Below are 24173 nucleotides of genomic sequence, written 5' to 3' on the forward strand. Positions count from 1 at the left end.
TATTTCTTAGTCGGAGAAGACGACTGAAGTTGTGCCATTAATCAATACACGGTCATGCAAGTAATAGCGCAATGCACGAGATAAAACGGTGCGCTCTAAATCTCGACCTTTGCGGACCAAGTCTTCTGGTGTGTCGCCATGAGTAACGCGAGTAACGTCCTGTTCAATAATCGGACCCTCATCTAAGTCGCTAGTAACAAAGTGAGAGGTAGCTCCAATCAGCTTAATGCCGCGCGCATGGGCCTGGTGATAGGGTTTTGCGCCTTTGAAGCTTGGCAGAAAGGAGTGGTGTACGTTAATGCAACGGCCAGATAATTTGGTGGATAAATCATCAGATAAGATTTGCATATAGCGAGCCAGAATCACCATATCTACTTTAGATTTCTCAACGATTTCCAATAACTTGGCTTCTTGAGCAGGCTTAGTCTCGGGTGTAACTGGTAGGTGATAAAAAGGAATGTCAGCAAAATCAATACTGGCATAGACATCTCGCGGATGATTGGAGACGATACCGCAGATGATCATTGGTAATTCACCAATGCGCCAGCGGTACAAAAGATCCACTAGGCAATGATCTAACTTGGATGCCATGATGAGTACGCGTTTTAAATCCTTGACTGCACGCAGATTCCAGGTGAGTTCAAATCGCTTCGCAATTTCCGTAAATCCGGAGCGTAATGTGTTGCCATCTGTCGGGCAGCTAAAGCTCACTCGCATAAAGAATCGCTTGGATGCTTTGTCATCAAACTGTTGAGCTTCTTCAATGTCACCGCCCGCCTGAAAGATATAGGTGGATACAGCAGCTACGATGCCAGGTTTATTGGGGCAGGTAAGGGTCAGGTAATAGTTTTCAGTAGTCATTGCTAGATTGATCGATTCAAAAGTGATTTATTGCTGGTAAACAATGATTTTAGTCCCTGAAAGCTGGTGTTCCAGGGTTTGTGAGGAGCTATTGCTTAGAGGCTTCTTTTATTTGGTCTGCAGGCCCAGTCAGCGGGGTGCTATTGTCAGTAATTTTAGGTAGAACTACCTCTTCGCAAATAGGCTTAGAGCCTAGGACATTGGTAAAGCTGCATTCCTTTTTAGTGGCCGCAGAAGCTGCGTGCTCTAAGGGCGATTTCCCAGTGGTTACAGAGGAGGCGATGCTGGTAGCCGTCATGGGATTTGCTACTGCGGCGCCAGCTACTGTAGTGCCAGCTGAGCTAGCTGCAGCAGTGCCAGTAGTGCCGATGGCTGCCAAAGGCGCCATGCACCCTTGCAGCGCCGCATTTGAAATCAAGAATATACAAAACCAAGTTGTCCGCATGGACAGAGTGCTGTTTACTTATTTAGTTTGCAGACAGAATTAAACACACCAGCGGCCCAAGTATCGCTCACTACGGGCTCAAATTTACTGTCGGGGGTGTTGTTATCTGATACCACTTTGCCAGATGCTTTGTTCCCAGCAAACTCTTTGTATGCAATCGGACGATAACTCATAGTAGGGCAGTTAAATTCATTGAGACCAACAATTGAGCTGACAGCTTCTTTATTGGTTGGATTAAGACCAGGCTTTTTAAGATCAAGCATTGAAACGATTTGGGTTTTTTCGCCCTGCACTTGAATGGTATCAATATCCACATATACAACCATCAATTCATTTGATCCCAACTCTTTCCAGGCCGCATTAGCGTTGCTATAAAAAAGGAGCAGAGCTGAGGAGGTTAAGCTAGCAAGAAGAATTTTTTTCATTTAAAGACTTTCAAAAAGGTTGCATACGAATGCTTTTGCAATATTTTATACGCCCCAGATGTGAGAAATTACTTATTTATCAGCTCTAGAGTGTGCTTACTCTTTTCTGGCTTCATTTGGAGCGGGAGGTAGTCATTCTTAGCCCAGAGGGGATTCATATTGCGATAAAGCTTGCTTTGCACCCAACCCGATTGACCCGTTTGGTAAATGAACACGGATTTTTCAAGGTCAGAGAAGTCATAAATTGTTCTTAAGCTGGGCGCTTGTAGAGTTTCGTAGGGGTTTTTGGACCGTAATAATTCCAGCCTACCGACATTAATCGTGTTGCTGTCACCTGGGAACGGCGTCTCTATATTGAAAGCCATACCCAGTAGAGGGACCTTACTTAATGGGCGATGCTCAGAGATGGCGATATGCGCTTTACCCCATGACCACTTATTAGGATCATCTCCATATTCTTTACTCAAATAATCAAGTGCTTTATCAAATGCATTATTGGATGCATCAATACAGGTTTCGATTAGCTGTGTTTTGGGATCATCGCACCAAGGACTATTGGGATTTTTAATTTGTGCGAGTAGGGCCCCGCGATAGTTGCGATCGCCGTAGGTTTGCGTAAAGACATAGCCTAACCTAGAGAATAGATTACGCGTGAGTTGATCAGCCCAAGCATTAAACAATAGAGCAGCTGGACTATTGATTGACATATCCGCATCAAAGTTCTTGCTCATTTCTAATGCTTGAGCCCCCAAAGGATGGGTGGGCTTACTGGATTTAAAAAGATCCAATAGAGGAACTGAGCTCAAAGAAAGTGTATCCGCCTGCATCGATTTCATGGAGTCGAGATCATGACTACCCCTAGATTTGCTGAGCTCAACAATTCGATCGTAACGAGCAGACAAATCCCAATCAGCGGTAAGTGGGTTGGGATCATTGCTGGCAATAATGCGTTGGTTGGCTGTGGCAAGCCAACCTTGCTCAGGATTATTACTTGCTGGTAGCTGATCAAAAGGTACATAACTACCCCAGTCATATTGCTTTTCCCAGCCTAGAGCAGGGGCGACACCATAAAGGCCTTGATGCAGCAATCGCTTAGGGGCAACTCCAGCGGCTTGATAGGCAATATTGCCATCGCTATCTGCCATAACAACGTTTTGCATCGGCGCGTAATTTTTGCGCAGAGCATCTTTAAAGGTATCTAGATCTTTGGCGCGATTCATTTCTAAGAGACCGACTACAGATTGATTTTCAGAATCTAAAGCGGTCCAGCGCAGTGCTAATGCAAAACGACTGGTATCAATTGCTCGCTGAGCACGTGCATAAGAATCGGATACTACTGGACCATGCCTGGTTTCTTTCACAATAAAGTTAAGCGGTGAAGCACCTTTGATATCGATGATCTCCTGGCGCACTTTAAAAGGTAACATGCCATCTGGACCCCGATACATGCCAGGATTTTTTGGATCAATCTGTTCTATATAGCTATCTTGGACATCAGGATTGGTATTCGTAAAGCTCCAGGCGAACTTCTCGGTTCTGCCTAAAATCACCGCCGGAATACCTGGGAGAGTTGCGCCAATCACATTAAGGCCTGGTGCATCCAGATGGGCAAAATACCAAACTGCGGGTGCAGATAAACCCAAGTGGGGATCATTGGCCAGTAAAGGCTTGCCAGTAGCAGTCAGTTTGCCGCTTAAAGCCCAGTTATTGGAGCCAATCCCTTCCTTTCCGCCGGGCAGCTCAATTTGAGTCAACTCTGTTATTGGAAGATTTTTGGATTTACTGTTAGCAGGCCCAGCTTGTGGGTTGAATACATTGAGATCGCGGTAGATTTTCGCAAAATCTGTATTCGTCGGTGGCTCACCAATTTCATAAGGGGGGAGTACCTCCCAGATTTGTTTGGTACTGAGGTATTGAGAAAGCTCTAGCCTTTGTAATTCTTTTTGCCAGTTACCACCCAAGTCATAGGCCATCATCAGCATCCATGCAACACTATCCGTTGGCGACCAATGACCCGGTTTAGATCCAGTTAAAAAATATTCAACAGGCAGCGCCCAACCCAAGTTGGTGTTACCAGCATTCACGCCATCTGCATAAGCTTGTAACAATCGTTTTGCTGAAACAGGGTATTTATCAAACTGACGTTCAGCAGCACGTTTTACTCCTAACGTTCGTATAAAGCGATCAATGCTGACTGTCTCGGGACCCAAAATTTCGGAGAGGCGGCCGCTAGCAAGGCGACGATTAATCTCCATTTGCCAAGAACGCTCTGTTGCATGAAGGTAGCCCAAGGCAAACAAAGCATCAGATTGGTTATTCGCTTTGATATGAGGAATGTCTGCTTCATCAAAGGTGATGACTACAGGATCACCGAGAGTCTTAATGCGATATTTTCCAGAAGGGGTTGATTGTGCTGCATAGAGGTAAATAAGGGTGAGCACGATAATCAGGAGCAGTGCACCTGTAATGACCCAGGTAAGAGGGCGCAAAAATTTGCGAAGTCCTGCTGATTGAGTCATGGGTTTCATGGACTTATTTTAGTATTTTTGCCCTGCGAATACCCTAGGTCTTTGGTGTTGGCTCTTCTTGATGACCATTTATGCTTACATGCTAAAATTTCGCTTGTCTTGGTTTATTTAGCACGGCTTTATTGCTTATGCGAGCCCGAGTGGTGAAATCGGTAGACACAGCAGATTTAAAATCTGCCGACTCAAAAAAGTCGTGCCGGTTCGATTCCGGCCTCGGGCACCACCTCAAAACCATGCAAAACCCCCTCCATCATCTCTAAATCACTCTTGAATTAGTGTTTTTGACAACTGTCACCTCTTTTTGGTGATAAATCCTCGTAAAATCAAGGTACTAACGTACTAAATGGATGCTTTTGATTAATACACGAGGGATTTCCACCTCACGCCAATCTGCCGAGCATTTCACTGCCTTTTCTTCAAGAATTGGGGCTGTACTAACACTCTCTTTTTCTTTGTTTATTCAGTTTGAGTGCGCTCATGCGGCATCGCCACCACCAGCTCTTAATGCCTTACCCTCTAATGGTCAGGTTGTCGCAGGTAATGCATCGATTAGTTCATCTTCCAATGCTAATTCTGCAGTAATGAATGTGAATCAAACATCGCAACGTGCGATTATTAATTGGGATAGTTTTAATGTTGGTAGAAATGCTACTCTTAATTTCAATCAGCCCAATAGCAATGCAATCACTCTCAATCGTGTCACTAGTGGGTCAGCCTCGATAGTTAATGGTGCGATCAACGCTAATGGCCAAATAATTTTAGTTAACAGCAATGGCGTTACCTTTGGCAAGGGTGCCGAAGTGAATGCTGCCGCGGTGGTGGCCTCAACCTTAAATACTGCCGATCAAGAATTTATGGATGGTAAGGCTAACTTTAGGGATGATGGCACGGGACAAGGGTCAAAAGCAGGCAAGATCATCAATAAGGGTAGGATCCAAACCAATAACACAAGCAGTGAGGGTGGATTTATTGCCCTGTTGGCCCCCGAGGTGCGCAATCAAGGTTATCTCTTGGCGCAAAAGGGCGGCTCAGTTGCCATTGGCTCGGGTTCACAAATTACTTTAAACATCCAGGGTCAATCCTTGGTAGCAATTAGGGTGGAAGAGGGTGTTTATAACGGCCTGATTTCGAATAAGCACATCATAGAAGCTCCTGGTGGACTGGTGGTATTAGCTACTAGTGCAGTTAATGAACTGATGGCAGGGGTTATCAAGAATACCGGCAGAATTTCAGCCAACAGCGTGGTGAATAATGGCGGCACTATTGAATTGGTTGCTGGCACTATTACTCAGGCAGGCAAGCTCACTGCCAATAGTCAAACAGCGCAAGGAGGGCAGGTTAATCTAGTCGGCCAAGAGATTACGTTGGCAACAAATTCTAAAACTACTGCCATGGGTGCTATAGGTGGCGGCCAGGTTAATGTTGGCCTTGCAAATTCCCAAGTGACAGGTGGGGCCCAGGTTAACAGCCAAAACAGCAACCTAACTAATGCAGAAAATCAGGCCACCATTAAAGCAAACGCCAACACTGCCGCACAAAATAACAAGTTAGCAACGGTTGTGGCAATCCAAGAGAATGCCGCTATTGATACTTCTGCTACCCAAAATGGTAACGGGGGCTCAATTGCAATCTGGTCACAAGTAAAAACTACGGTCGCAGGCATTCTGAAGTCGATGGGAGGTCTGCTATCTGGTAATGGCGGCTTCATTGAGACAAGCTCTAAAGGGTTGGTTGCACTCGCCTCCACAGTTAGCATCAATACGAGTGCGTCTCATGGGCAGGCGGGTACATGGTTGCTTGATCCAATTGATCTGACAATCGATGGTGCGGCTGCAGGCATTATTTCTAATGCTTTATCTAGCAGCAATGTCACGATTGCTGTCACTAACTCCACGACTGCTTGCCCTGGAGTGGGAATATGCTCAAGTCCTAGTCTTGGTGGTAACGGTAAGTTAATCATCGCTGCTGACATAGCAAAATCGAGCCTGACATACACCACTTTAACCCTATCTGCATCGGGTGACTTTTATTTAAAAGCCAATATTACCGGCCAAAATTTAGATGTGATTATTCGCTCATCAATTGCCTATTTGGACGTGGGAACTTCCATTAACGCAAGTAAGGTGACCATTCAAGCTCAAACAGCAATTTATAGTGATGGCTCAATTTTTGCCTCAAACTATCTTTTGGGCGCGCCCGCAGGATCACTTGGCAACGCAATCGAACTATTGGCCCAAGCAATTTACATATCAGGAACCTTGGGCTTGTATTCAAGCCGACCCTCCGATCCCTTGATCCGATTTGTTGGGCCCAATCTGAATTCAGTCGTAGATACGAACCTCAACAAAATTTATTCTAGTTTCGCTGCTAATGATGCAAGCGCGCTGGTCGATACTCCTGCAACACAAGCGGCAAGTAATGTCATCTATTTAACGTCCACACAAACTGATCTAACAAGTCCTGCGGTTATAGGATTAGAGAGCACTGCCCAGGTCTTGGCTAATGGGACTGTAGGTGGCTCCGTTTATCTCACTGCCCAACGTATTTACACTGTTTCTGGAAGTCTGCTGGAGGCTAATGGAACGGTTGGGGTCGGTGGCTCAATTGCGATGATGGCAAATGGCATCTCAATAGGTGGCCAAGTATCGGCAGATGGAGCTACGGATGGCGGTTCTATTTCATTGATTACAAACTCTACTCTTTTGAGTTTAGAGAGTCGACTTATTTCAGTTAATGGAGGGACTGGCTCAGGCGGCACTTTAAGTGCACAAGTGCCCGGAATGTCATCGTTGATAGCTAACACTGCTTTGACAAGTGGAATCAGTAGCAGCGGTATTGATGCCAGCAATATTCTTTTTATAAGAGAGTCGGTCAGATCTGCTACCGCAGGATCTCTTAATTTAGCTTATGAAATAGTGGACATCTCAGGTACACCGGTTACTCTTGGGGTTGGAAACTATAAAAATATTTCGATTAGTGGCTCTCCTAGTTATAGTAGCAATGCCAGTGCCATTACGAATTCAACGGGTGTTGGTAGCTATTCAAACTTACTTGTTACCGGCTTAGTATTGGGTGGCGCAGATGCTGGCCGTTTTATGCTCGTCTCAGTACCCGCAGCCCTTATGGTGGATGCTGCACAATCTGGAACTGTAGTTGCAGGCACGTCAACCGCCACCATGCCCACGCCGCCACCTCCGCCACCACCTCCACCCTCGGTATTTAGCTCGCCACTGATGTTGCCTCCCCCAGCAAAATCTGAAATTGGAATGGGTATGACGTCTTCGGTTGGATTGCCTCCACCAGTTGGATTGCCTCCGCCGCCTCCGAGTATGGGTGGAGACCTACCCACATCAACATCAGCTAGAACCCCGCCTTTAATGGCTATGGCTGACGGCAGTATTCAATTTACGCCTCCACCTCCACCGCCCGGAAGCGTTAACTCCTCATCAAATCAACCTCCACCATCAGGAGTTAATCCTCCACCAAGCGATCGCCCATCAGCAACGAGGGAGAATGCCAATAATTCAGAGGCAAGAAGGGGTGATTCCCCAAGGGATGCAAACGGAAAGCCTGAATCTATGAGGTCGAGTAAAGACGGCACTAATAATTCAGAGGCGAGAAGAGGCGATGCTCCTAGAGACGGAGTGGTGAAGGCTGATTCCAACGATCGACCAGCCAAACCAGTTGAAGGCCCATCAAAATATGTCAGCAAATACGCCAATGGGTTCCGTGATGGTGATAAACCGGCACCCAGAGATGCCCCTACCAAAACGGCTGATAACAAATCCAATCCCCCAAGGGAAGGCAAGTACAGTAGTCGGATTAACGCGATGAACAATAATCCAGCGATGCTTGCGTCTATGGCGCAAAATCCATTTGCTGGAAACATTTCTGCTTTTCCCCCAGGTCCAGCTAATGTAGTGGTTGCACCCATCGCTCTCAGGGGTGGGGATAGCTTGGCACAGTCCTATGATGATGTACCATCGATACGTAATTCGGGCGTTGCAAATGTAGGGCGCTCACGGAATACCGAAAATTATCATGAAAGTCTTGAGTCCGTTAATCTCATGTCTACTCTGAATTTATTTATTGTCCCTTAATTGATCTAAGGATTTGTCATACATGATTCACTTCTTGCATACTCTGCCCAATATGGTGATTGGGCTTAGCATCATGTGTTTCGGTTTGTTGCTCTCTACCGGCATTCCTTTTTATATTCGTTGGAAGTATTCTTTAAATCCAGACGAACACCTTGCAAAAGGTGCTGAAGAGGGCTTTAAATTATTTACCTCAATTACCTTACTGTTAATTGCTTTTTCTTTGGTGCGCGTACAAGGCGATCATCGCAATGTCGAGGATTTAGTTTCTCGCGAAGCAGCCCTGATTTTGAAGCTCAATAGATCGCTTGCTGCCTTTGGTGGTGCTCATGCAGCAGAGCTGCAAGGGGACTTAAAAAACTATGCCACCGCAGTAGTGGATGATGAGTGGCCTCTGATGGCAAAGAATCAAAGAAGTGAAGAGGCTTCCAATCTATTGATAGACTTGACTCAGGGTATTCGACTTTTAGATCCCAAAAATCCAGTTCAACAAATGGCGAGGGCTGAGATCGTTACAACCCTGAATCAATTATCTGATGTCAGAGAGGCCCGACTTTCGGCGGCCAGACTTCAATTACCCTCATATCTGTGGCAAGCTTTAGCTGTCTCAGTGTCACTGTTGATCGTCTTTGGATGGCTGCAAAATCCATTGCCAAAGATGGTTGCCTATGTAGGTGGGGTGACAATTGGTATCTCTGTATTGTTCACCTTAGTCATTGCATTAGAGGGTTTGTTTTTGGGTGAGAGCTCAGTCACTCCAGAGGCCATTGTTCATATATTGCCTTCCTTGGGTGCGTGACGATGTCCAGTAATTCCCAAGAAGCAAACGCAGTTCATTTCATTCAGTTGCGTGGCTCCAGTACCGTGATGAAGGTGATGCAACGCATTGGCTTGAAATATATGGATGAGCATCCCAATATTCGTTTGCCTTTGTTAGGTGGGGGCACTGCAATGGGCTATAAGTCGGCCCTAGATGGCACAGCTGATATTGGTATGGCATCAGGGCAGATTCCTCAGAATATTCAATTATGGGCAAGCAAGCATAAATTAGCGATAGATGAAGTGAGTATCGCTACTGATGGTATTGCTGCCATTGTCAATCCTGCTAACCCAATTAATGACTTATCTTTGGAGCAGCTCCACGACATCTTCACCGGCAGCGTTACTAATTGGAATGCTTTGGGTAAATTCTCGGGCGCTATTAATGTAGTGAGTCACGATCCCCAATTGGGAACGTATGAGCCCTGGAAGAGACAGGTTGCTGGGAAAGATCACATTACTTTAAAGGCTAAGGTTGTTAATGGCCTTGATAGTTTGATGCAAGCTGTTAGCTCTGATCCTTTGGCTATAGGATATGTGGGCACTACTTTCCTAGGTAAGGGAAAAGTAAAGGCTTTGGCGATAGACGGATTTTTGCCTACCTACACCAATATCAAGCAGCAGCACTATCCTATTCGCAATCAGCTGCAGCTATTATCTAAATCTTCAGCGCACAAAGAGGTTCATAACTTCATTGCTTATTGTTTAGATCCTAACATGGGTCAAATGATGATTAAAGAAATGGGTTTAGTCCCTGCGGTAGGTGAATGATGATGAACCGCCGACAACTACTCCGTAATGTAGGAATCATTTCTGCTGGCATTGCTGGCGCAGCAGCAACAGGTTTTGTTGCTTATCCCTTTTTAATCGCCAAGGCACGTAAAGAGCTGATGATTTCAGGGTCTGTTGCCGTATCACGTTTTGTTGCCTTATTAATCCCCCCGTTTCTTGAAAAATTTACCCATACCAAGATCGACATTGAAGGGGGCGGCTCTTTCGCTGGTTTAGTGGCCTTGGACAACGGCGGTATAGATCTAGCGATGATGTCACGAGATCTCAATTTCGAAGAATTTAATTTAGATCTACACAGCCATCTCATCGGTATTGAGGGTGTTGCCATTGTGGTTCACCCCAACTCCAGCGTTAAGAGTATCTCGCTTGAGCAATTGGATGGCATTTTTCAAGGCTCCATTAATAATTGGGATCAATTGGGCGGCCCCAATAAAAAAATCAATGTGTATAACCGAAATGAAGGCTCAACCACTAGGGCATTTGTTGAGGACTTGGTTCTGCGGGGTTCAAAATTCCGTCACGATGCAAAGTTATGCGATAGCGCCGTTGAAGTTGTTAATGCGATCGCAGAAGATCAGCATGGTATTGGATATTTAACCATGCGTAACTTGGGCGATAAGCTTAAAACGATTGCTATTAATGGTGTGGAAATTAGCGATAAGACTATATTGCTCAAGCTCTATCCACTTTGTAGGGATATGTTCTTAGTTAGCAAAAATACATCGAGCCAGATAGCCAGAGATTTTGTGCATTACAGTCTAAGTGGCCCTGCACAAGACATTTTTGTGAAGTATGGTCTCACGCAGGTTTCTCAGCAGGAATATAAGTTATGAGAAATCCAGACCCAACTAACGAAGTAGAAGAATATCTCTATGCAGCCCTAGATTGGCTCAGAAGCAGGCATCACATTCGTAAAGGCTTGGCATTGGTGGTCATCGCACTCTTGCTTGGTTTGGCAGGAAAATTCGCCTATGACTTATTTCCCCGTCACTACGAACTGACGATTAGTGGTGGCGGCATGCTCACCAAAAGTCATCGTTTGGCAAAGGTGCTGCAAGAAGAAGCTGCTCGTCGGAACGTTTCTTTGAGCATTGTTCCTACTGCTGGATCATTTCAAGCGCTTAATGAACTCAATGATGGCAAATTAGATCTAGCCTTTGTTCAGGGCGGGATAGATGCGATTGGCTATGAGGATGTCAGACAGGTTGCGTCAATCGCACCCCAATTAATCCAGTTTTTAGTGAAACCCGACGTGAAGTCCATTCGGGATATTCGTGGGAAGGTAATAAATCTAGGCGAGAAAAATGGTGGCCCTAGTATTGTTTCCAATCAAATCCTGCACTTCTCTGGCTTGGTTCCTGAAGTCGACTACGTAGAATCGAACTACAGCGATGAGCAATTGCTCAGCATGAAGCCTGAAAAGCTTCCGGATGTTATTGTGCAAGTCTCTTACGCCCCTTCGGTTACGGTCGATTTCTTGGTGCAGAAACGCGGATATCAATTACTAGAAATGTCTTTCCCTCCATCACTAGCGATGCGTATGGGTTGGGTGGCAGATGCCAAGATACTGGCGTATATGTACCAAATTTCTCCACCAGTACCTGCTACTGATATTCGGGTAGTAGGTGTCAATCTCAATTTGCTAGCAAACAAGAATGTTGATCCTCGAGCCATCTCAGCATTGTTGCCAGTGTTGTATAGCCCTCAAGTAGCCTCTCGTTTTAGTTTCCCTATTACTGAAGATAGAATTTTGACTCCATCTGGTTTCCCCATTTCTGATGGAACAGAAATGTATCTCGCCAGTAAGCAGCCCTTAATAAGTGCGCAAATGGTTGATCAAATCAAGGGTGCATTCGGTCTCATCATGTCTTTGCTGTCTGTAGCGCTGGTGGTCTTCAAGTGGTTTAAATCACCCGATGACTCAGAAGAGGACGAAGAGGGTGAAGAGGGTGATGATGGCGTGGTTCGCAAAAGATATAAATCAGATTGGCGCCTGTAACACCGATTAGGATAGGCTCCAGCCCACTTTAATGTATTAATTATGAATACACTCAAGCTATTACTTTGTACTTTTTTACTCTCTACCTCTGCTATTGCCTGGGGTGTTGATGTGATGGAATTTAATTGTAAGCGTTCAGAAAAAGGGTATACCGAAGAATACGAGATGAAGATCACCCTTGCTTCTGGCACGCAAAAAGCAAAAGTGTATTTAGATGATCGCGATCTAGATCAGTCTGATGCTTATGGCAAGCAAGTGGTTAAGAGTGTCACTCTAGCTCGCCCAAATATCTTGATACTTGTTGAGGCTAGTTTTGATCCCGAAAATGTCATGGGCGTCTCTTACCCAGCTGGTACAGTTTCAACGCAAATTACGCTTGATCCAGTAAGCGGCAAGCTAAAAAAGGTAGAAAAAATCCAAGGCGGGATTTTGGGTGAGGCAATGGGTAATGGAACTCACGTGAGCGAAGAGCTCTGTCTACCTTCAAAAATGCCTTACAGAACCAAGTAAGAGTGCTAACTGAGCTTAATCAGGCTCAGTAACAAAGCCTAATTTGGTTAAGCCAGCACGGCGAGATGCGGCTAGTACTTGTGCAACATACTCGTACTTCACTGACTTATCTGCCCGTAAATTGATTTCTGGCTGCGGATCTTTTTGTGCGGCTTTCTCAGCATAGCCATCAAAGGTTTTTAAATCAATCGGGGTACTGTTCCAGAAGATCTGGCCTTTAGCATCAATCGAAAGCTGTACGGATTCCGGCTTTACTTCATTACGAACGCTATTGGCTTTTGGAAGCTCTACCTTGACTGCTTGTTGAATTACGGGCAGCGTAATAATGAAAATAATCAAGAGCACCAACATAACATCCACCATTGGCGTCATATTGATTTCCGCCATGATGGCGTCTTCGTTCTGATCGTCCTGAATATGAAAGGACATTCTTATTCTCCAGATTTCACACGTGCGCCGGTCACAAAGTAAGCAAGTAGGTCGTTACCAAAGCGATTGAGTTCGGCTACCAGTAATTTATTGCCACGATTGATGGCATTAAATCCCAGCACAGCAGGTATCGCAACAGCTAAACCTAATGCAGTCATGATTAATGCTTCGCCAATGGGGCCAGCCACTTGGTCAATCTGGGCGCTACCAGAGCTGCTAATAGAGATGAGGGCGTGATAGATGCCCCAGACAGTGCCGAATAATCCGATAAATGGCGCAACTGCACCAGTAGAGCCCAAGAAGGTCAGACCTTTTTGCAGACTAGCTGCAACAGAATCAATACTGTTCTTAATGCTACGAGCCATCCATTCTGAGTAGTTTAGGGTTTGTAAAAGTTCACGGTGATTATTTGACTGACTTTGGTGATGAACCGAGGCACCGCTAGCCGATTTAGCGATCTGATAGTAGGGGTTAGATGCGTGATTACTAAATACCTCAAGACCTTGCTCATATGAAGTGGCGTGCCAGAATTGCTCTAGCTCAGGCTTCAGTTTGCGCAAATTACGCAGCTCCCAAACGCGAGTAAGCAAAATCACCCAAGTCACGATTGAGCAGGTGAGCAAAGCTAATGCTACAAAGCGCGTAATTGCATCGCCCTCAAGCCAAAGATTTGCAATTCCAAATGGTGTATTCATAGTCGTTAATTCTTGAGATTAAATTTAATTAAAAGATTAGTAGAAATTCTTTGGGCCGAGCCATTTACTACAAAAGGTTTAAAACGATAACGTCTGCCAATATCCGTTGCTGCGCGATCCAATCTAGGGAAGGAGCTTGACTGCAATATAGTCACATCTTCAACATCCCCTGTTTCAGAAACAATCAAACGCACAACGACAGTACCTTGTTCGCCAGATCTCTTTGAGAAAGATGGGTAGTAGGCATCAGCATCTGGCTGGTATACGACCACTAGTTTACCAATGTCCGTCTGAATGGGTGTGCCACTTGCACCACCGCTGGTAGCCGGTGCTACGGCAGTATTTTGCATCTGACTTTGAGATGATTCACTTTTGCTTTGTTGCTGATTTGGGGGTGTCGGCTTCTCTTGCGTCTGCTTTGGGCTTGGTGCTTGAGAAGACTTTTCTTGAACCGTCTTTTTCTTAGGCTCTTCTTTTGGTTTTGGTGGTGGCGCCTTTGGTGCGGATGGTGCTTGTTGAGCAGCTGCCTCAGGGCTCACTAAATTTGCCATTACCCGTTCATCATCCATCTTTGGCGGTGGCGAGGTCCAATGCAAAAGATCCAGCGCAGGCAATGCATGCAGCAAAAGAACGATGCCAATAATGATGCGTTCAGTCTTATTAAACGGCAGGTGAGCATCCATCTTTTGTAAAAAAGTGCTCATCGAATAGCGCCCAATAAGCCTGAACTGACTTGATGTATTTTGAGATCGCTATGCATTAAATCTTGGGCCATATTCAGCAAGGTGTGATCATCTTTGCTACTGATAAAACTAACCGATCCATGGCTATCGCCCAACAGAGCTTGACCTTGCAGTTCTAATTGGCGTTTGAGTTGCCTTACAACTGCTTCACTTGTATCAATCAAGGTAATTGACTCACCTAACAATTTACGAATGGACTTACGCAAAAAAGGGTAGTGGGTGCATCCTAAAACGATCGTATCAGCACCGGCATCCTGAATGGGCTCAAGGTGTTTTGCCAAAAGATCTAAGGTTTCTTCGCTATCAGCATGACCAGCTTCAATCAGCGGCACTAAGCCCGCACCTGCTTGTTTGATGAACTGACAATGATTGGGCAGCGTAGCTAATAGGGCGTTGAACTTATCGCTTTTGAGAGTGGCTTCAGTAGCTAAGACACCCACAATGCCATTTTGAGATTGCATGGCTGCAGGTTTAATTCCTGGCTCAACCCCAATCACCGGTACTGCTAATGCATCACGAATTTGCTTAATCGCTTCTGCGGTGGCGGTATTACAAGCAACCACAATGGCATCGCACCCAGAGTCTGCTAAATATCGACAAAGACTCAGACTGCGGGCAGTAATCCATTCGCCTGATTTTTCACCATAAGGCGCGTTGGCAGAATCAGCTAAGTAGATATAGTCATGTTGTGGAAGCTGGCGCAGAGCCTCATCCAAAATGGATAAGCCACCTACGCCAGAATCAAAAACGCCTATGAGTGACAAGTCAGTGCCAATGACAAGATAGTTACGCAATCTTGACTGGAATATTGCCAATCTTTGCTTGCCACTCTTTTGGACCAGTTTCGTGCATTGAGATTCCTTCAGAATTCACGGCTACGGTCACAGGCATATCTTTCACATCAAATTCGTAAATTGCTTCCATGCCGAGGTCAGCAAAACCAACTACCTCAGAGTGCTGAATAGCTTTAGAGACCAAGTAAGCGGCGCCACCAACAGCCATCAGATAAGCAGATTTGTGTTTCTTGATTGCTTCAATCGCAATAGGACCACGCTCCGCTTTACCAATCATGGAAATTAAGCCAGTTTGAGCCAGCATCATCTCTGTAAATTTATCCATACGAGTTGAGGTGGTTGGGCCTGCTGGACCAACTACTTCATCGCGCACTGGATCGACTGGCCCCACGTAGTAAATGACGCGGTTTTTAAAGCTCACGGGTAATTCTTCTCCCTTGGCGAGCATGTCTTGAATACGCTTATGCGCAGCATCGCGACCAGTTAGGATCTTGCCGTTGAGCAGTAAAGTCTCGCCCGGTTTCCAACTGGCCACTTCTTCAGCAGTAAGGGCATCTAAGTTAATTCGTTTGGATTTCTTGGTATCTGGTGTCCAGGTCACTGCTGGCCAATCAGCTAAGGTAGGTATTTCTAGTTTTGCTGGACCATCGCCATGCAAATGGAAGTGGACGTGACGCGTTGCAGCGCAATTTGGAATCATGGCAACAGGCAATGAAGCAGCATGTGTTGGGTAATCCAAAATCTTGACGTCGAGAACAGTGGCTAGGCCACCTAAACCTTGAGCGCCAATGCCGAGCTTATTCACTTTGTCATAGATCTCAAGACGTAATTCTTCAACGCGATTGTTGGGACCGCGCTCAATGAGCTCCTGAATATCGACTGGGCCCATCAAGGCTTCTTTAGCCATCAACATTGCTTTTTCAGGGGTGCCGCCAATACCGATGCCCAGAATGCCAGGAGGGCACCAGCCAGCACCCATCGTGGGAACAGTTTTTACCACCCAGTCGACGATAGAGTCTGAAGGGTTCAGCATGACCATCTTGGCTTTGTTTTCAGAGCCGCCACCTTTAGCAGCGCAAATTACTTCAACATCATCGCCAGGAACGATTTCATAATGAATCACGGCAGGGGTGTTATCGCCAGTATTTTTTCGCTTCCCTGCTGGGTCAGCTAATACTGATGCACGCAACATGTTTTCTGGATTTAAGTAAGCACGACGCACACCTTCATTTACCATCTCGCTCACACTCATCGTGGCATCGGCCCACTGCACATTCATACCGATCTTCAGAAATACAACTGCAATACCAGTGTCCTGACAAAGTGGACGATGACCTTCGGCGCACATGCGACTGTTGGTCAAAATCTGCGCAATTGCATCCTTAGCAGCCTCACCTTTTTCAAGGTCATAGGCTTTACCCATGGCATCAATGAAGTCCTTAGGGTGATAGTAGGAGATGAACTGGAATGCGTCAGCTACGCTTTGAATGAGGTCGTTTTGTTTAATTTTGGTCATGGTTTCAGGCTAATTTCCACATAATTTGTAAGGTTTCCCCTATTTTAAGGGTTTGCCATAGAGCAAATCCCGAGTGTTTTCACTTATCTTCGAAGGTCTAAAGAGTCTAAATGACCCATTTTGCGACATTTTGCGCATTTTGAGCCGTAAAGATCGCTGATTATTTGATAGAGGGCTTTGAAGCATGGAACCATTGAAGCAAGAAAACCGCGTTTTTAATCCACCTGCAGACTTTGTTAAGAATGCCGCCATTCCAGGGATGGACGCCTATAACAAGCTTTGCGCTGAAGCTGAAAAAGATTATGACGGTTTTTGGGGTCGTCTTGCCAAAGAGAACATCTATTGGAAAAAGCCCTTTACTAAAGTTTTAGATGAATCTAAGGCGCCTTTCTATAAATGGTTCGAAGATGGCACTACAAATGCTTCCTATAACTGTTTAGATCGCCAAGTAGAAGCTGGCCTGGGCGATAAGACGGCAATCATTTTTGAAGCTGATGACGGAACAGTTACTAAAGTCTCCTATAAAGAGATGCTCGAACGCGTTTGCAAAATGGCAAATGCATTGCGCAAAATGGGCATCAAGTCTGGTGACAGCGTCATTATTTATATGGCAATGACCATTGAAGGTATTGTCGCTATGCAAGCTTGTGCTCGTATTGGTGCAATTCACTCTGTCGTGTTTGGTGGCTTCTCTGCCCAAGCTTTGCGTGATCGTATTGTCGACGTAGGCGCAGTTGCAGTGATTACTGCCGATGGCCAATTTCGTGGTGGCAAGGCATTGCCATTAAAAGCGATTTGTGACGAAGCGCTATCTACTGGTGAGTGCGGCAACGTAAAGCATGTCATCGTCAGCAAGCGTACTGGTGCTGATATCCCTATGACTGCAGGTCGTGACGTTTGGATGCAAGAAATTGTTGCCAATGAAGCATCTACTTGCGAGCCAGAGTGGGTAAGCGCTGAGCATCCTCTATTTATTCTGTATACATCCGGTTCAACTGGTAAGCCAAAGGGAGTTCAGCACTCTACAGGCGGCTACCTCTTGTGGGCGATTCTCACAATGAAGTGGACTTTTGACATCAAGCCTGATGATGTGTTCTGGTGTACTGCTGATATTGGCTGGGTAACAGGTCACTCCTATATTACTTATGGGCCACTCGCAGTTGGCGCTACTGAGATTGTGTTTGAAGGTGTTCCAACCTATCCTAATGCTGGCCGTTTTTGGGACATGATCCAAAAACACAATGCAACCATTTTCTATACCGCACCAACGGCAATTCGCTCTTTGATCAAAGCATCAAGCAATGACGAGGCGGTACATCCAAAGAGTTATGACCTGTCCTCACTGCGACTCTTGGGTTCTGTTGGCGAGCCAATTAATCCAGAAGCATGGATGTGGTACTACGAGCATGTCGGAAATTCCAATTGCCCGATCGCTGATACCTTCTGGCAAACCGAAACGGGTGGTCATATGATCTCCCCATTGCCAGGTGCAACCCCCATGATTCCTGGCTCATGCACCTTGCCATTGCCTGGTATTCAGGCGGCGATTGTGGATGAAGCGGGTGTTGATGTACCGAATGGTAACGGCGGTATTTTGGTTGTAAAACGCCCATGGCCATCAATGATTCGTACCATTTGGAATGATCCAGATCGTTTTGTGAAATCCTATTTCCCAGAAGAATTAGGTGGCACACTTTATCTGGCTGGTGATGGTGCAATTCGCAATAAAGAAACTGGCTACTTCACCATTACTGGTCGAATCGATGACGTGTTGAACGTGTCCGGTCACCGCATGGGAACTATGGAGATCGAATCTTGCTTAGTAGCCAACCCATTGGTTGCTGAAGCTGCAGTAGTAGGTCGTCCTGACGAGCTGACTGGTGAGGCAATTTGCGTATTCGTGGTTCTGAAGGGCGGACGTCCAACAGGTGATGAAGCTAAAAAGCTGGCAATGGAACTACGCAATTGGGTAGGTAAAGAGATTGGCCCAATTGCTAAACCTAAGGATGTTCGTTTCGGTGATAACTTGCCTAAGACCCGCTCCGGCAAGATCATGCGCCGCCTCTTGCGCGTTATTGCCAAGGGTGAAGAGGTCACTCAAGACACTTCTACCTTGGAAAATCCACATATCTTGGAGCAACTCAAAGAGTCTCTCTAAGGTACTTTGCAGGCATTTAGGGCAAAGCCCTTTCGGCAATCGTATAATCAACGGTTCCGGAAGGGTGGATGAGCGGTTTAAGTCACACGCCTGGAAAGCGTGCGTAGGTTAATAGCCTACCGCGGGTTCGAATCCCGCCTCTTCCGCCAAGTATCAAAAAAGCCACCTTCGGGTGGCTTTTTATTTTGGGCATTCATTGATAGGTATTGTTCTAAATATCGGATAAGCTTTATTTCTCAGAGTTAATTTCAAATGGGGTTTTATCAATGAAACGTTTTATCCAAATAGCAATTATTTCAGCTGGATTGGTCGTGATGCCACATATTGCATCTGCAGTCCAGGTTGCTGACACCATTTTTTATGGCGGGCCGATTGTTACAGTCAATGCCAAGAACGAGGAAGTCCAAGCGCTTGCTGTGCAAAACGGAAAGATTGTTGCTGTTGGTAAAAAAGATGCTGTCCTTAAGGAATGGCAAGCAAGCACCACTAAGGTAGTTGATCTCAAAGGTCAAACCTTGATGCCAGGTTTTGTCGAGCCCCATATCCATATTCTGATGACCGCGATTACTGAAGAAATGTGGCTGAACCTAACAAACTTCTCAGATCAATATGACACCTTAGATACACTTAGTCAAAAACTAAAAGCTGCTCTGAAGACCTTGCCAAAAGGACAGTGGTTGGCTGGTTTTGGTGTAGACCCTTCGCGTACAAAACCTTTTATGGCGGAATTGACCGCTGATGTTCTGGATAAGGTCTCTACCGATGTTCCGATTCTGGTCATGAATCAATCAGGGCATATTGCTTACGTAAATCACAAGGCTTTTGAGCTTGCTGGCATTAACGATAAGACCCCAAATCCGGGTAACGGCGGAATCTACATGAAAGATGCTCAAGGGCGACTCACGGGAGTAGTTGTAGAGCCTTCTGCCATTTTGTCCTTGGTAAAAAAGATGCCACCACCCAGCGATGCTGACTTAGCTAAAGCGATGCAAAAAACAGCAAAGTACATTGCTTCTAAAGGTGTCACTACCTCTGCTGAAATTACTTTAGGCCTGATGCTCGGTTTAGATAACGAGTTGAAGTTGTTTAATGCCGTTACGCACAGCGATGGCTTTCCAATTCGAGTCAGGGCCTATCTTTACGGCCCTTTACTAAGTAAAGGCTTCAATACGATTAAGCCAAATGATGGCGATGATCGCCTTCGTTTTGTGGGAATCAAATTTGTATCTGATGGCTCTACCCAAGGAATTACTGCCGCACTAAATCAACCATATGACTATCCAAAGGGCACTCAATTTCGTGGCAATCTAGATTACCAAGACGAAGAGATCTTTAATCAAATGAAGCCACTCTATGATCAAGGCTGGCAACTAGCAATCCATGCCAATGGCGATCGCACAGTTGAGCAAACATTAAATAACTATGCCAAATTATTAGCCGGCAATCCTGATCCCAAGGCTCGTCGTTTGCGCATTGAGCATTTCACAATCAATACTCCCGAGCAAGTTAAAAGAGCTGCGCAAATGGGGGTAATACCGGGATTCACGATTGGCCACGTCGATTATTGGGGTGAAGCATTTCATAATCACATTGTTGGTCCAGAGCGTGCTAATCGCATCGACCCTTCTGCCTCATTTAAGAAGGAGGGCGCGCGCTTTGCCTATCACAGCGATTCCCCTGTATCGAACGTAGGACCCTTAAACTACATCACAGAGGGTGCAGGGCGCTTATGGCAAAAAGCACCTCGCAAAGTATTGGGTCCTGATGAGCGCGTAACTGTTGATGATGCTATTCGTGCAGTGACTATCAATGCTGCCTATGAAATGTTCTCCGACGACAAATTGGGAAGCTTGGAAGTAGGTAAACAGGCTGACTTGGTCGTGCTATCAGCCAATCCAAGAAAGACTCCTGTTGAGCAAATTCGCAACATTAAGGTGAAAGAGACTTGGATCGACGGCAAGCAGCAAGCCTGGTAAAAGTTCTAGCGTAAGATTTCACAATCAAAACAGAAAGACGTGGAGAAGACATGATTTTTGCAATTCTATTAATGGACCGTCCAGGTACAGCCGAGCTGCGTGTGCAGATTCGCCCAGAGCATCGCGCTTATTTAGCTCAGCAAGCTGACCGTATGGCCTTTGCTGGGCCGCTGACCTCAGAGGATGGCCAGACTGTTGTTGGAAGTTTGTTGGCAATGGATTTCCCAAGCAGAGCAGCAGTAGATGAATGGCTTAGCAATGAACCATTCACTAAAGCTGGTGTTTATGAAAAACCAGTGATTCATGTGTTTACGAATATGTGGGCACAGAAGGCAGGCTTTCCACCAGCGTAAGTGCCCCAGCTTTCACAAGAAACACAGAGCAAAACAAAAGCCACCCTTGGGTGGCTTTTTGGATCCATCATCTAGCCATTAAATTGGCTTAATTTGAACCTTCTTAAATTTAATCACACCACCAGCCGATTGCAGTGCAATCGGACCATCAGCAAATTTACTGTCTTGCCCATCAGCAACAGTGACTACGCCATTGAGCGTGACCTTAAAGTGTGAACCATTGGCTACGATCTCCATGGTGTTCCAGCGCCCACCCGCTTTAGGAACCGGGTCAACTTTGGCGACATCGACAATTGCACCAGTGGCATAAGCTTGCTCAGGACGTGTATCCCAAATATTGACTTCATAGGCATTACTTGCGCTAACTTTATTAGGGTCTTGGCAGCGTATAAAGATGCCGCTATTGGTGTCAGAGTCTGCCCAGAACTCTGCCTTGATTACAAAGTTCTTGTAAGACTTGGTGCTAACCAAAAAACCATTGGGTTTATTGCCCTCAACTATCCCATTGCCAATCACCCAGCTGGCATTGCCAATAATGTTCCAGCCAGACAAACTGACGCCATCAATGAGATCTACAAAACCATCTTGATTTTGAGCGGCAGCAGAACCACTGAAGAGGGCTGCTTGAATGCAAAAGAGTAGTGCGCTTAGGAATTTGAAAGATGATCTAGTAGATCTCATCATGGTCTCCATTCAATTTGTATAGTTTTTTAGGAAATTCATTGTTGCTGATATTGACCCCTAAATACAAGTAGAGGCTTTCCCTCAAATGCGGCAATAAGGCGGTATTTCATTCCCTCGATGTTGGGCTCAGAATCTAGTAGACTTGAGGCATGAATTCACCAAAAATGCGCCTCTCCCTGATCTCCATCATCCTTGCTGCGGGATCTCTGGTCGGCTGCGGCTCTATTGAGCAAGCTGCCCAAGATGACTGCACCTCGATAGGCTGGCAAATCGGTAGTAAAGGCTATCAGGATTGCTATAAGGCCAGGCTTTATGAGCGTAAGTTGGATTATTCCCTTCCGCCTGGTGACAAGCCTTCGCCATCCCTGCTTTAATATAAGGGTTAACCCTTAATTTAAGTCCTTGAGCGCCGTCAAGGACATGTACTGGGAAATAACCCAAAATTAACTGTTATTTTGCGCTTGCGCCAATGGCGCAGCGTATCCGCATGCAACAAAAACGAATAAAAATTAGAGACTAGAGACTATGAATCACCCAAAGCCTTCCGGAGAAGTCAAAGCGGTTGCGGTTGCTACTGCAGATGATTTAAGGGAGACCATTCGCCGTAAGAGCAAGCTTAAAGGTCGTCAGGCGGATGACGCATCAGTTGCCGAAGTGCGACAACTGATTGGTAATGCACCACATCGTCGTGATTTGTTAATTGAAAACCTGCATAAGTTAAATGATGAATATCGTGCATTGCATGATCGTCACTTAGTTGCATTGGCAAAAGAAATGAATTTGCCAATGGCTGAGGTATATGAAGTAGCTACTTTCTATCACCACTTTGAAGTTGTACGTGGCAATGATCCAGTTGCTGATATCACCGTCCGCGTATGTGATGGCATTGCCTGTGAATTAGCTGGCGCACAAAACCTGCTCACTAAATTACCTGCAATCTTAGGGAACCCAAATGTCAAAGTGATTGCTGCTCCTTGCGTAGGTCGTTGCGAGCAAGCTCCTGTAGCTGTAGTACATCAATATCCAGTGTTATTTGCAAGTATTGACAAAGTTCAGGCCGCAGTCAGCAATAAATTAACCACTCAACCTTTGGCAAAAGATGATGGAGCCTTTGAGCCAGGATTGTTGGCGGAGCAGGGCATATCTCAGCAGGGCGAGAATCAAGCGGTTTCGCCTGACTATGTCGGTTACGAAGTCTATCGCGCTAAAGGTGGCTATAGTCTGGCAAAAGAAATTGTTGATGGAAAGCGTGATGCTGAAAGCATCATCAAAGCAATGGAAAGCTCTGGCCTTCGTGGCTTGGGTGGTGCAGGTTTCCCAGCAGGTCGTAAGTGGCGTATTGTTAAAGATCAAGTAGCTCCTAAGCTGATGGCAGTCAATATTGACGAAGGTGAGCCAGGTACATTCAAAGACCGTACTTATCTTGAGCGCGATCCACATCGTTTTTTAGAAGGTTTATTAATTGCAGCTAATGTTGTGGGCATTGATGCTTGCTATATTTATCTGCGCGATGAATATCATGGTTGCCGTGAGCTTCTTGAAAAAGAATTGGCGAAGCTCCAAGCAAATCCACCATTCCCCATTCCGAATATTGAATTGCGTCGTGGTGCAGGTGCATATATCTGCGGCGAAGAATCCGCCATGATCGAAAGTATTGAGGGCAAACGTGGTGAGCCTCGGATGCGTCCTCCTTATATTGCTCAAGTGGGTTTATTTGGTAGACCAACTCTCGAGCACAACTTTGAAACCCTCTATTGGGTACGTGACATTATTTCTCGTGGACCAGAGTGGTTTAGCTCTTATGGACGCCATGACCGCAAAGGCTTGCGCAGCTTCAGCGTGAGCGGGCGCGTGAAAAAGCCTGGTGTGAAGTTGGCTCCCGCTGGTATCACCATTCAAGAATTGATTGATGAATATTGTGGCGGCATGCAAGAGGGTCATCACTTCTATGGCTACTTACCTGGTGGAGCATCGGGTGGTATTTTGCCTGCAACCATGAATGACATACCGCTAGATTTTGATACCTTGCAACCCTATGGATGCTTTATTGGTTCTGCAGCTGTCATGGTATTTAGTGATAAAGACAAAGCTCGCGATATGGCTTTGAATGTGATGCACTTCTTTGAGCATGAGAGCTGTGGTCAATGTACGCCGTGCCGTGTTGGTACAGGAAAAGCCGCTAAGTTGATGCAAGCCAAATCTTGGGATCAGGAAACACTTGAAGACTTAGCTACCGTAATGGTGGATGCTTCGATCTGTGGCCTAGGCCAAGCCGCACCAAATCCTATTCGTTGTATTCATAAATATTTCCCGCAAGAAGTTGCTTAATCAGAGATCAGGGAAGAACGA

21 protein-coding genes and 2 tRNA genes are annotated in these 24173 nt (G+C 45.7%); 13 read left to right on the forward strand and 10 right to left on the reverse strand.

Going from position 1 to position 24173, the window contains the following annotated elements:
- Positions 1–6 precede the first annotated feature (6 nt).
- From purU to FD961_RS03705, 4 genes are all read right to left on the reverse strand, one after another.
- Positions 7–861, reverse strand: a complete 855-nt coding sequence (gene purU / locus FD961_RS03690; RefSeq protein WP_215394157.1) for a formyltetrahydrofolate deformylase — start codon at positions 859–861, stop codon at positions 7–9.
- 88 nt (positions 862–949) lie between these two features.
- Positions 950–1249: a hypothetical protein gene (locus tag FD961_RS03695; RefSeq protein WP_215394158.1), complete on the reverse strand. Its 300-nt coding sequence runs from the start codon at positions 1247–1249 to the stop codon at positions 950–952.
- Positions 1250–1320: 71 nt separating this feature from the next.
- On the reverse strand, positions 1321–1731 hold the full coding sequence (locus FD961_RS03700) for a surface-adhesin E family protein (protein WP_215394159.1): 411 nt from the start codon (positions 1729–1731) through the stop codon (positions 1321–1323).
- A 68-nt stretch (positions 1732–1799) separates the two neighbouring features.
- Positions 1800–4259: a penicillin acylase family protein gene (locus FD961_RS03705; RefSeq protein ID WP_215394160.1), complete on the reverse strand. Its 2460-nt coding sequence runs from the start codon at positions 4257–4259 to the stop codon at positions 1800–1802.
- 134 nt (positions 4260–4393) lie between these two features.
- On the opposite strand from FD961_RS03705, the gene FD961_RS03710 reads away from it, so the two are divergent.
- The 7 genes from FD961_RS03710 (at position 4394) to FD961_RS03740 (ending at position 12476) form a co-directional block, all read left to right on the forward strand.
- Positions 4394–4482, forward strand: a tRNA-Leu gene (locus FD961_RS03710).
- A gap of 124 nt (positions 4483–4606) precedes the next feature.
- The gene (locus FD961_RS03715; RefSeq protein WP_215394161.1) at positions 4607–8359 is read left to right on the forward strand and encodes a filamentous hemagglutinin N-terminal domain-containing protein; all 3753 of its coding nucleotides are present in this window, start codon (positions 4607–4609) and stop codon (positions 8357–8359) included.
- A 22-nt stretch (positions 8360–8381) separates the two neighbouring features.
- Entirely contained in the window at positions 8382–9155 is a 774-nt protein-coding gene (locus FD961_RS03720; RefSeq protein WP_215394162.1) for a DUF4239 domain-containing protein, read from the forward strand.
- Between the two features lie 2 nt (positions 9156–9157).
- The gene (locus tag FD961_RS03725) at positions 9158–9946 is read left to right on the forward strand and encodes a phosphate ABC transporter substrate-binding protein (RefSeq protein ID WP_215394163.1); all 789 of its coding nucleotides are present in this window, start codon (positions 9158–9160) and stop codon (positions 9944–9946) included.
- On the forward strand, positions 9943–10800 hold the full coding sequence (locus tag FD961_RS03730) for a phosphate ABC transporter substrate-binding protein (protein ID WP_215394164.1): 858 nt from the start codon (positions 9943–9945) through the stop codon (positions 10798–10800). Before FD961_RS03725 ends, FD961_RS03730 begins: the two co-directional genes overlap by 4 nt.
- Positions 10797–11966: a TAXI family TRAP transporter solute-binding subunit gene (locus FD961_RS03735; protein ID WP_215394165.1), complete on the forward strand. Its 1170-nt coding sequence runs from the start codon at positions 10797–10799 to the stop codon at positions 11964–11966. The genes FD961_RS03730 and FD961_RS03735 overlap by 4 nt, the downstream gene beginning before the upstream one ends.
- A gap of 42 nt (positions 11967–12008) precedes the next feature.
- Positions 12009–12476, forward strand: a complete 468-nt coding sequence (locus tag FD961_RS03740; protein ID WP_251371323.1) for a hypothetical protein — start codon at positions 12009–12011, stop codon at positions 12474–12476.
- A 15-nt stretch (positions 12477–12491) separates the two neighbouring features.
- Here the strand turns inward: FD961_RS03740 and FD961_RS03745 are convergent, their stop codons facing one another.
- The 5 genes from FD961_RS03745 to FD961_RS03765 are packed head-to-tail and all read right to left on the reverse strand — an operon-like array spanning position 12492 to position 16653.
- Complete coding sequence (locus FD961_RS03745; RefSeq protein WP_071465067.1) at positions 12492–12905, reverse strand: biopolymer transporter ExbD; 414 nt, start codon at positions 12903–12905, stop codon at positions 12492–12494.
- A gap of 2 nt (positions 12906–12907) precedes the next feature.
- Positions 12908–13600 (reverse strand): MotA/TolQ/ExbB proton channel family protein, encoded by a 693-nt coding sequence (locus tag FD961_RS03750; protein WP_215394166.1) that lies wholly within the window; start codon positions 13598–13600, stop codon positions 12908–12910.
- Between the two features lie 5 nt (positions 13601–13605).
- Complete coding sequence (locus FD961_RS03755) at positions 13606–14304, reverse strand: energy transducer TonB (protein WP_215394167.1); 699 nt, start codon at positions 14302–14304, stop codon at positions 13606–13608.
- Positions 14301–15137: a glutamate racemase gene (gene murI, locus FD961_RS03760; protein WP_251371324.1), complete on the reverse strand. Its 837-nt coding sequence runs from the start codon at positions 15135–15137 to the stop codon at positions 14301–14303. Before murI ends, FD961_RS03755 begins: the two co-directional genes overlap by 4 nt.
- Entirely contained in the window at positions 15130–16653 is a 1524-nt protein-coding gene (locus FD961_RS03765; protein WP_215394168.1) for a fumarate hydratase, read from the reverse strand. The genes murI and FD961_RS03765 overlap by 8 nt, the downstream gene beginning before the upstream one ends.
- Before the next feature lie 184 nt (positions 16654–16837).
- Between FD961_RS03765 and acs the strand changes: the two genes are divergently transcribed.
- The 4 genes from acs to FD961_RS03785 all read left to right on the forward strand — a co-directional run bounded on the left by acs (position 16838) and on the right by FD961_RS03785 (position 21140).
- Positions 16838–18811 carry an acetate--CoA ligase gene (gene acs / locus FD961_RS03770; RefSeq protein WP_215394169.1) on the forward strand — a complete coding sequence of 658 codons (1974 nt, stop codon included), beginning with the start codon at positions 16838–16840 and terminating at the stop codon, positions 18809–18811.
- A gap of 58 nt (positions 18812–18869) precedes the next feature.
- A tRNA-Ser gene (locus FD961_RS03775) sits at positions 18870–18960 on the forward strand.
- A 117-nt stretch (positions 18961–19077) separates the two neighbouring features.
- A complete protein-coding gene (locus tag FD961_RS03780; RefSeq protein ID WP_215394170.1) occupies positions 19078–20787 on the forward strand; it encodes an amidohydrolase in 1710 nt (569 codons plus the stop codon).
- Positions 20788–20837: 50 nt separating this feature from the next.
- The gene (locus tag FD961_RS03785; RefSeq protein WP_071465989.1) at positions 20838–21140 is read left to right on the forward strand and encodes a YciI family protein; all 303 of its coding nucleotides are present in this window, start codon (positions 20838–20840) and stop codon (positions 21138–21140) included.
- 78 nt (positions 21141–21218) lie between these two features.
- On the opposite strand, the gene FD961_RS03790 is transcribed toward FD961_RS03785, so the two are convergent.
- Positions 21219–21824, reverse strand: a complete 606-nt coding sequence (locus FD961_RS03790; protein ID WP_251371325.1) for a DUF1080 domain-containing protein — start codon at positions 21822–21824, stop codon at positions 21219–21221.
- Between the two features lie 149 nt (positions 21825–21973).
- Between FD961_RS03790 and FD961_RS03795 the strand changes: the two genes are divergently transcribed.
- On the forward strand, positions 21974–22198 hold the full coding sequence (locus FD961_RS03795) for a hypothetical protein (protein ID WP_215394171.1): 225 nt from the start codon (positions 21974–21976) through the stop codon (positions 22196–22198).
- Positions 22199–22349: 151 nt separating this feature from the next.
- Entirely contained in the window at positions 22350–24152 is a 1803-nt protein-coding gene (locus tag FD961_RS03800; RefSeq protein ID WP_215394172.1) for an NADH-ubiquinone oxidoreductase-F iron-sulfur binding region domain-containing protein, read from the forward strand.
- The last annotated feature ends 21 nt before the right edge of the window (positions 24153–24173 follow it).

The sequence above is a fragment of the Polynucleobacter sp. TSB-Sco08W16 genome (assembly GCF_018687455.1).
Lineage (GTDB): Bacteria > Pseudomonadota > Gammaproteobacteria > Burkholderiales > Burkholderiaceae > Polynucleobacter.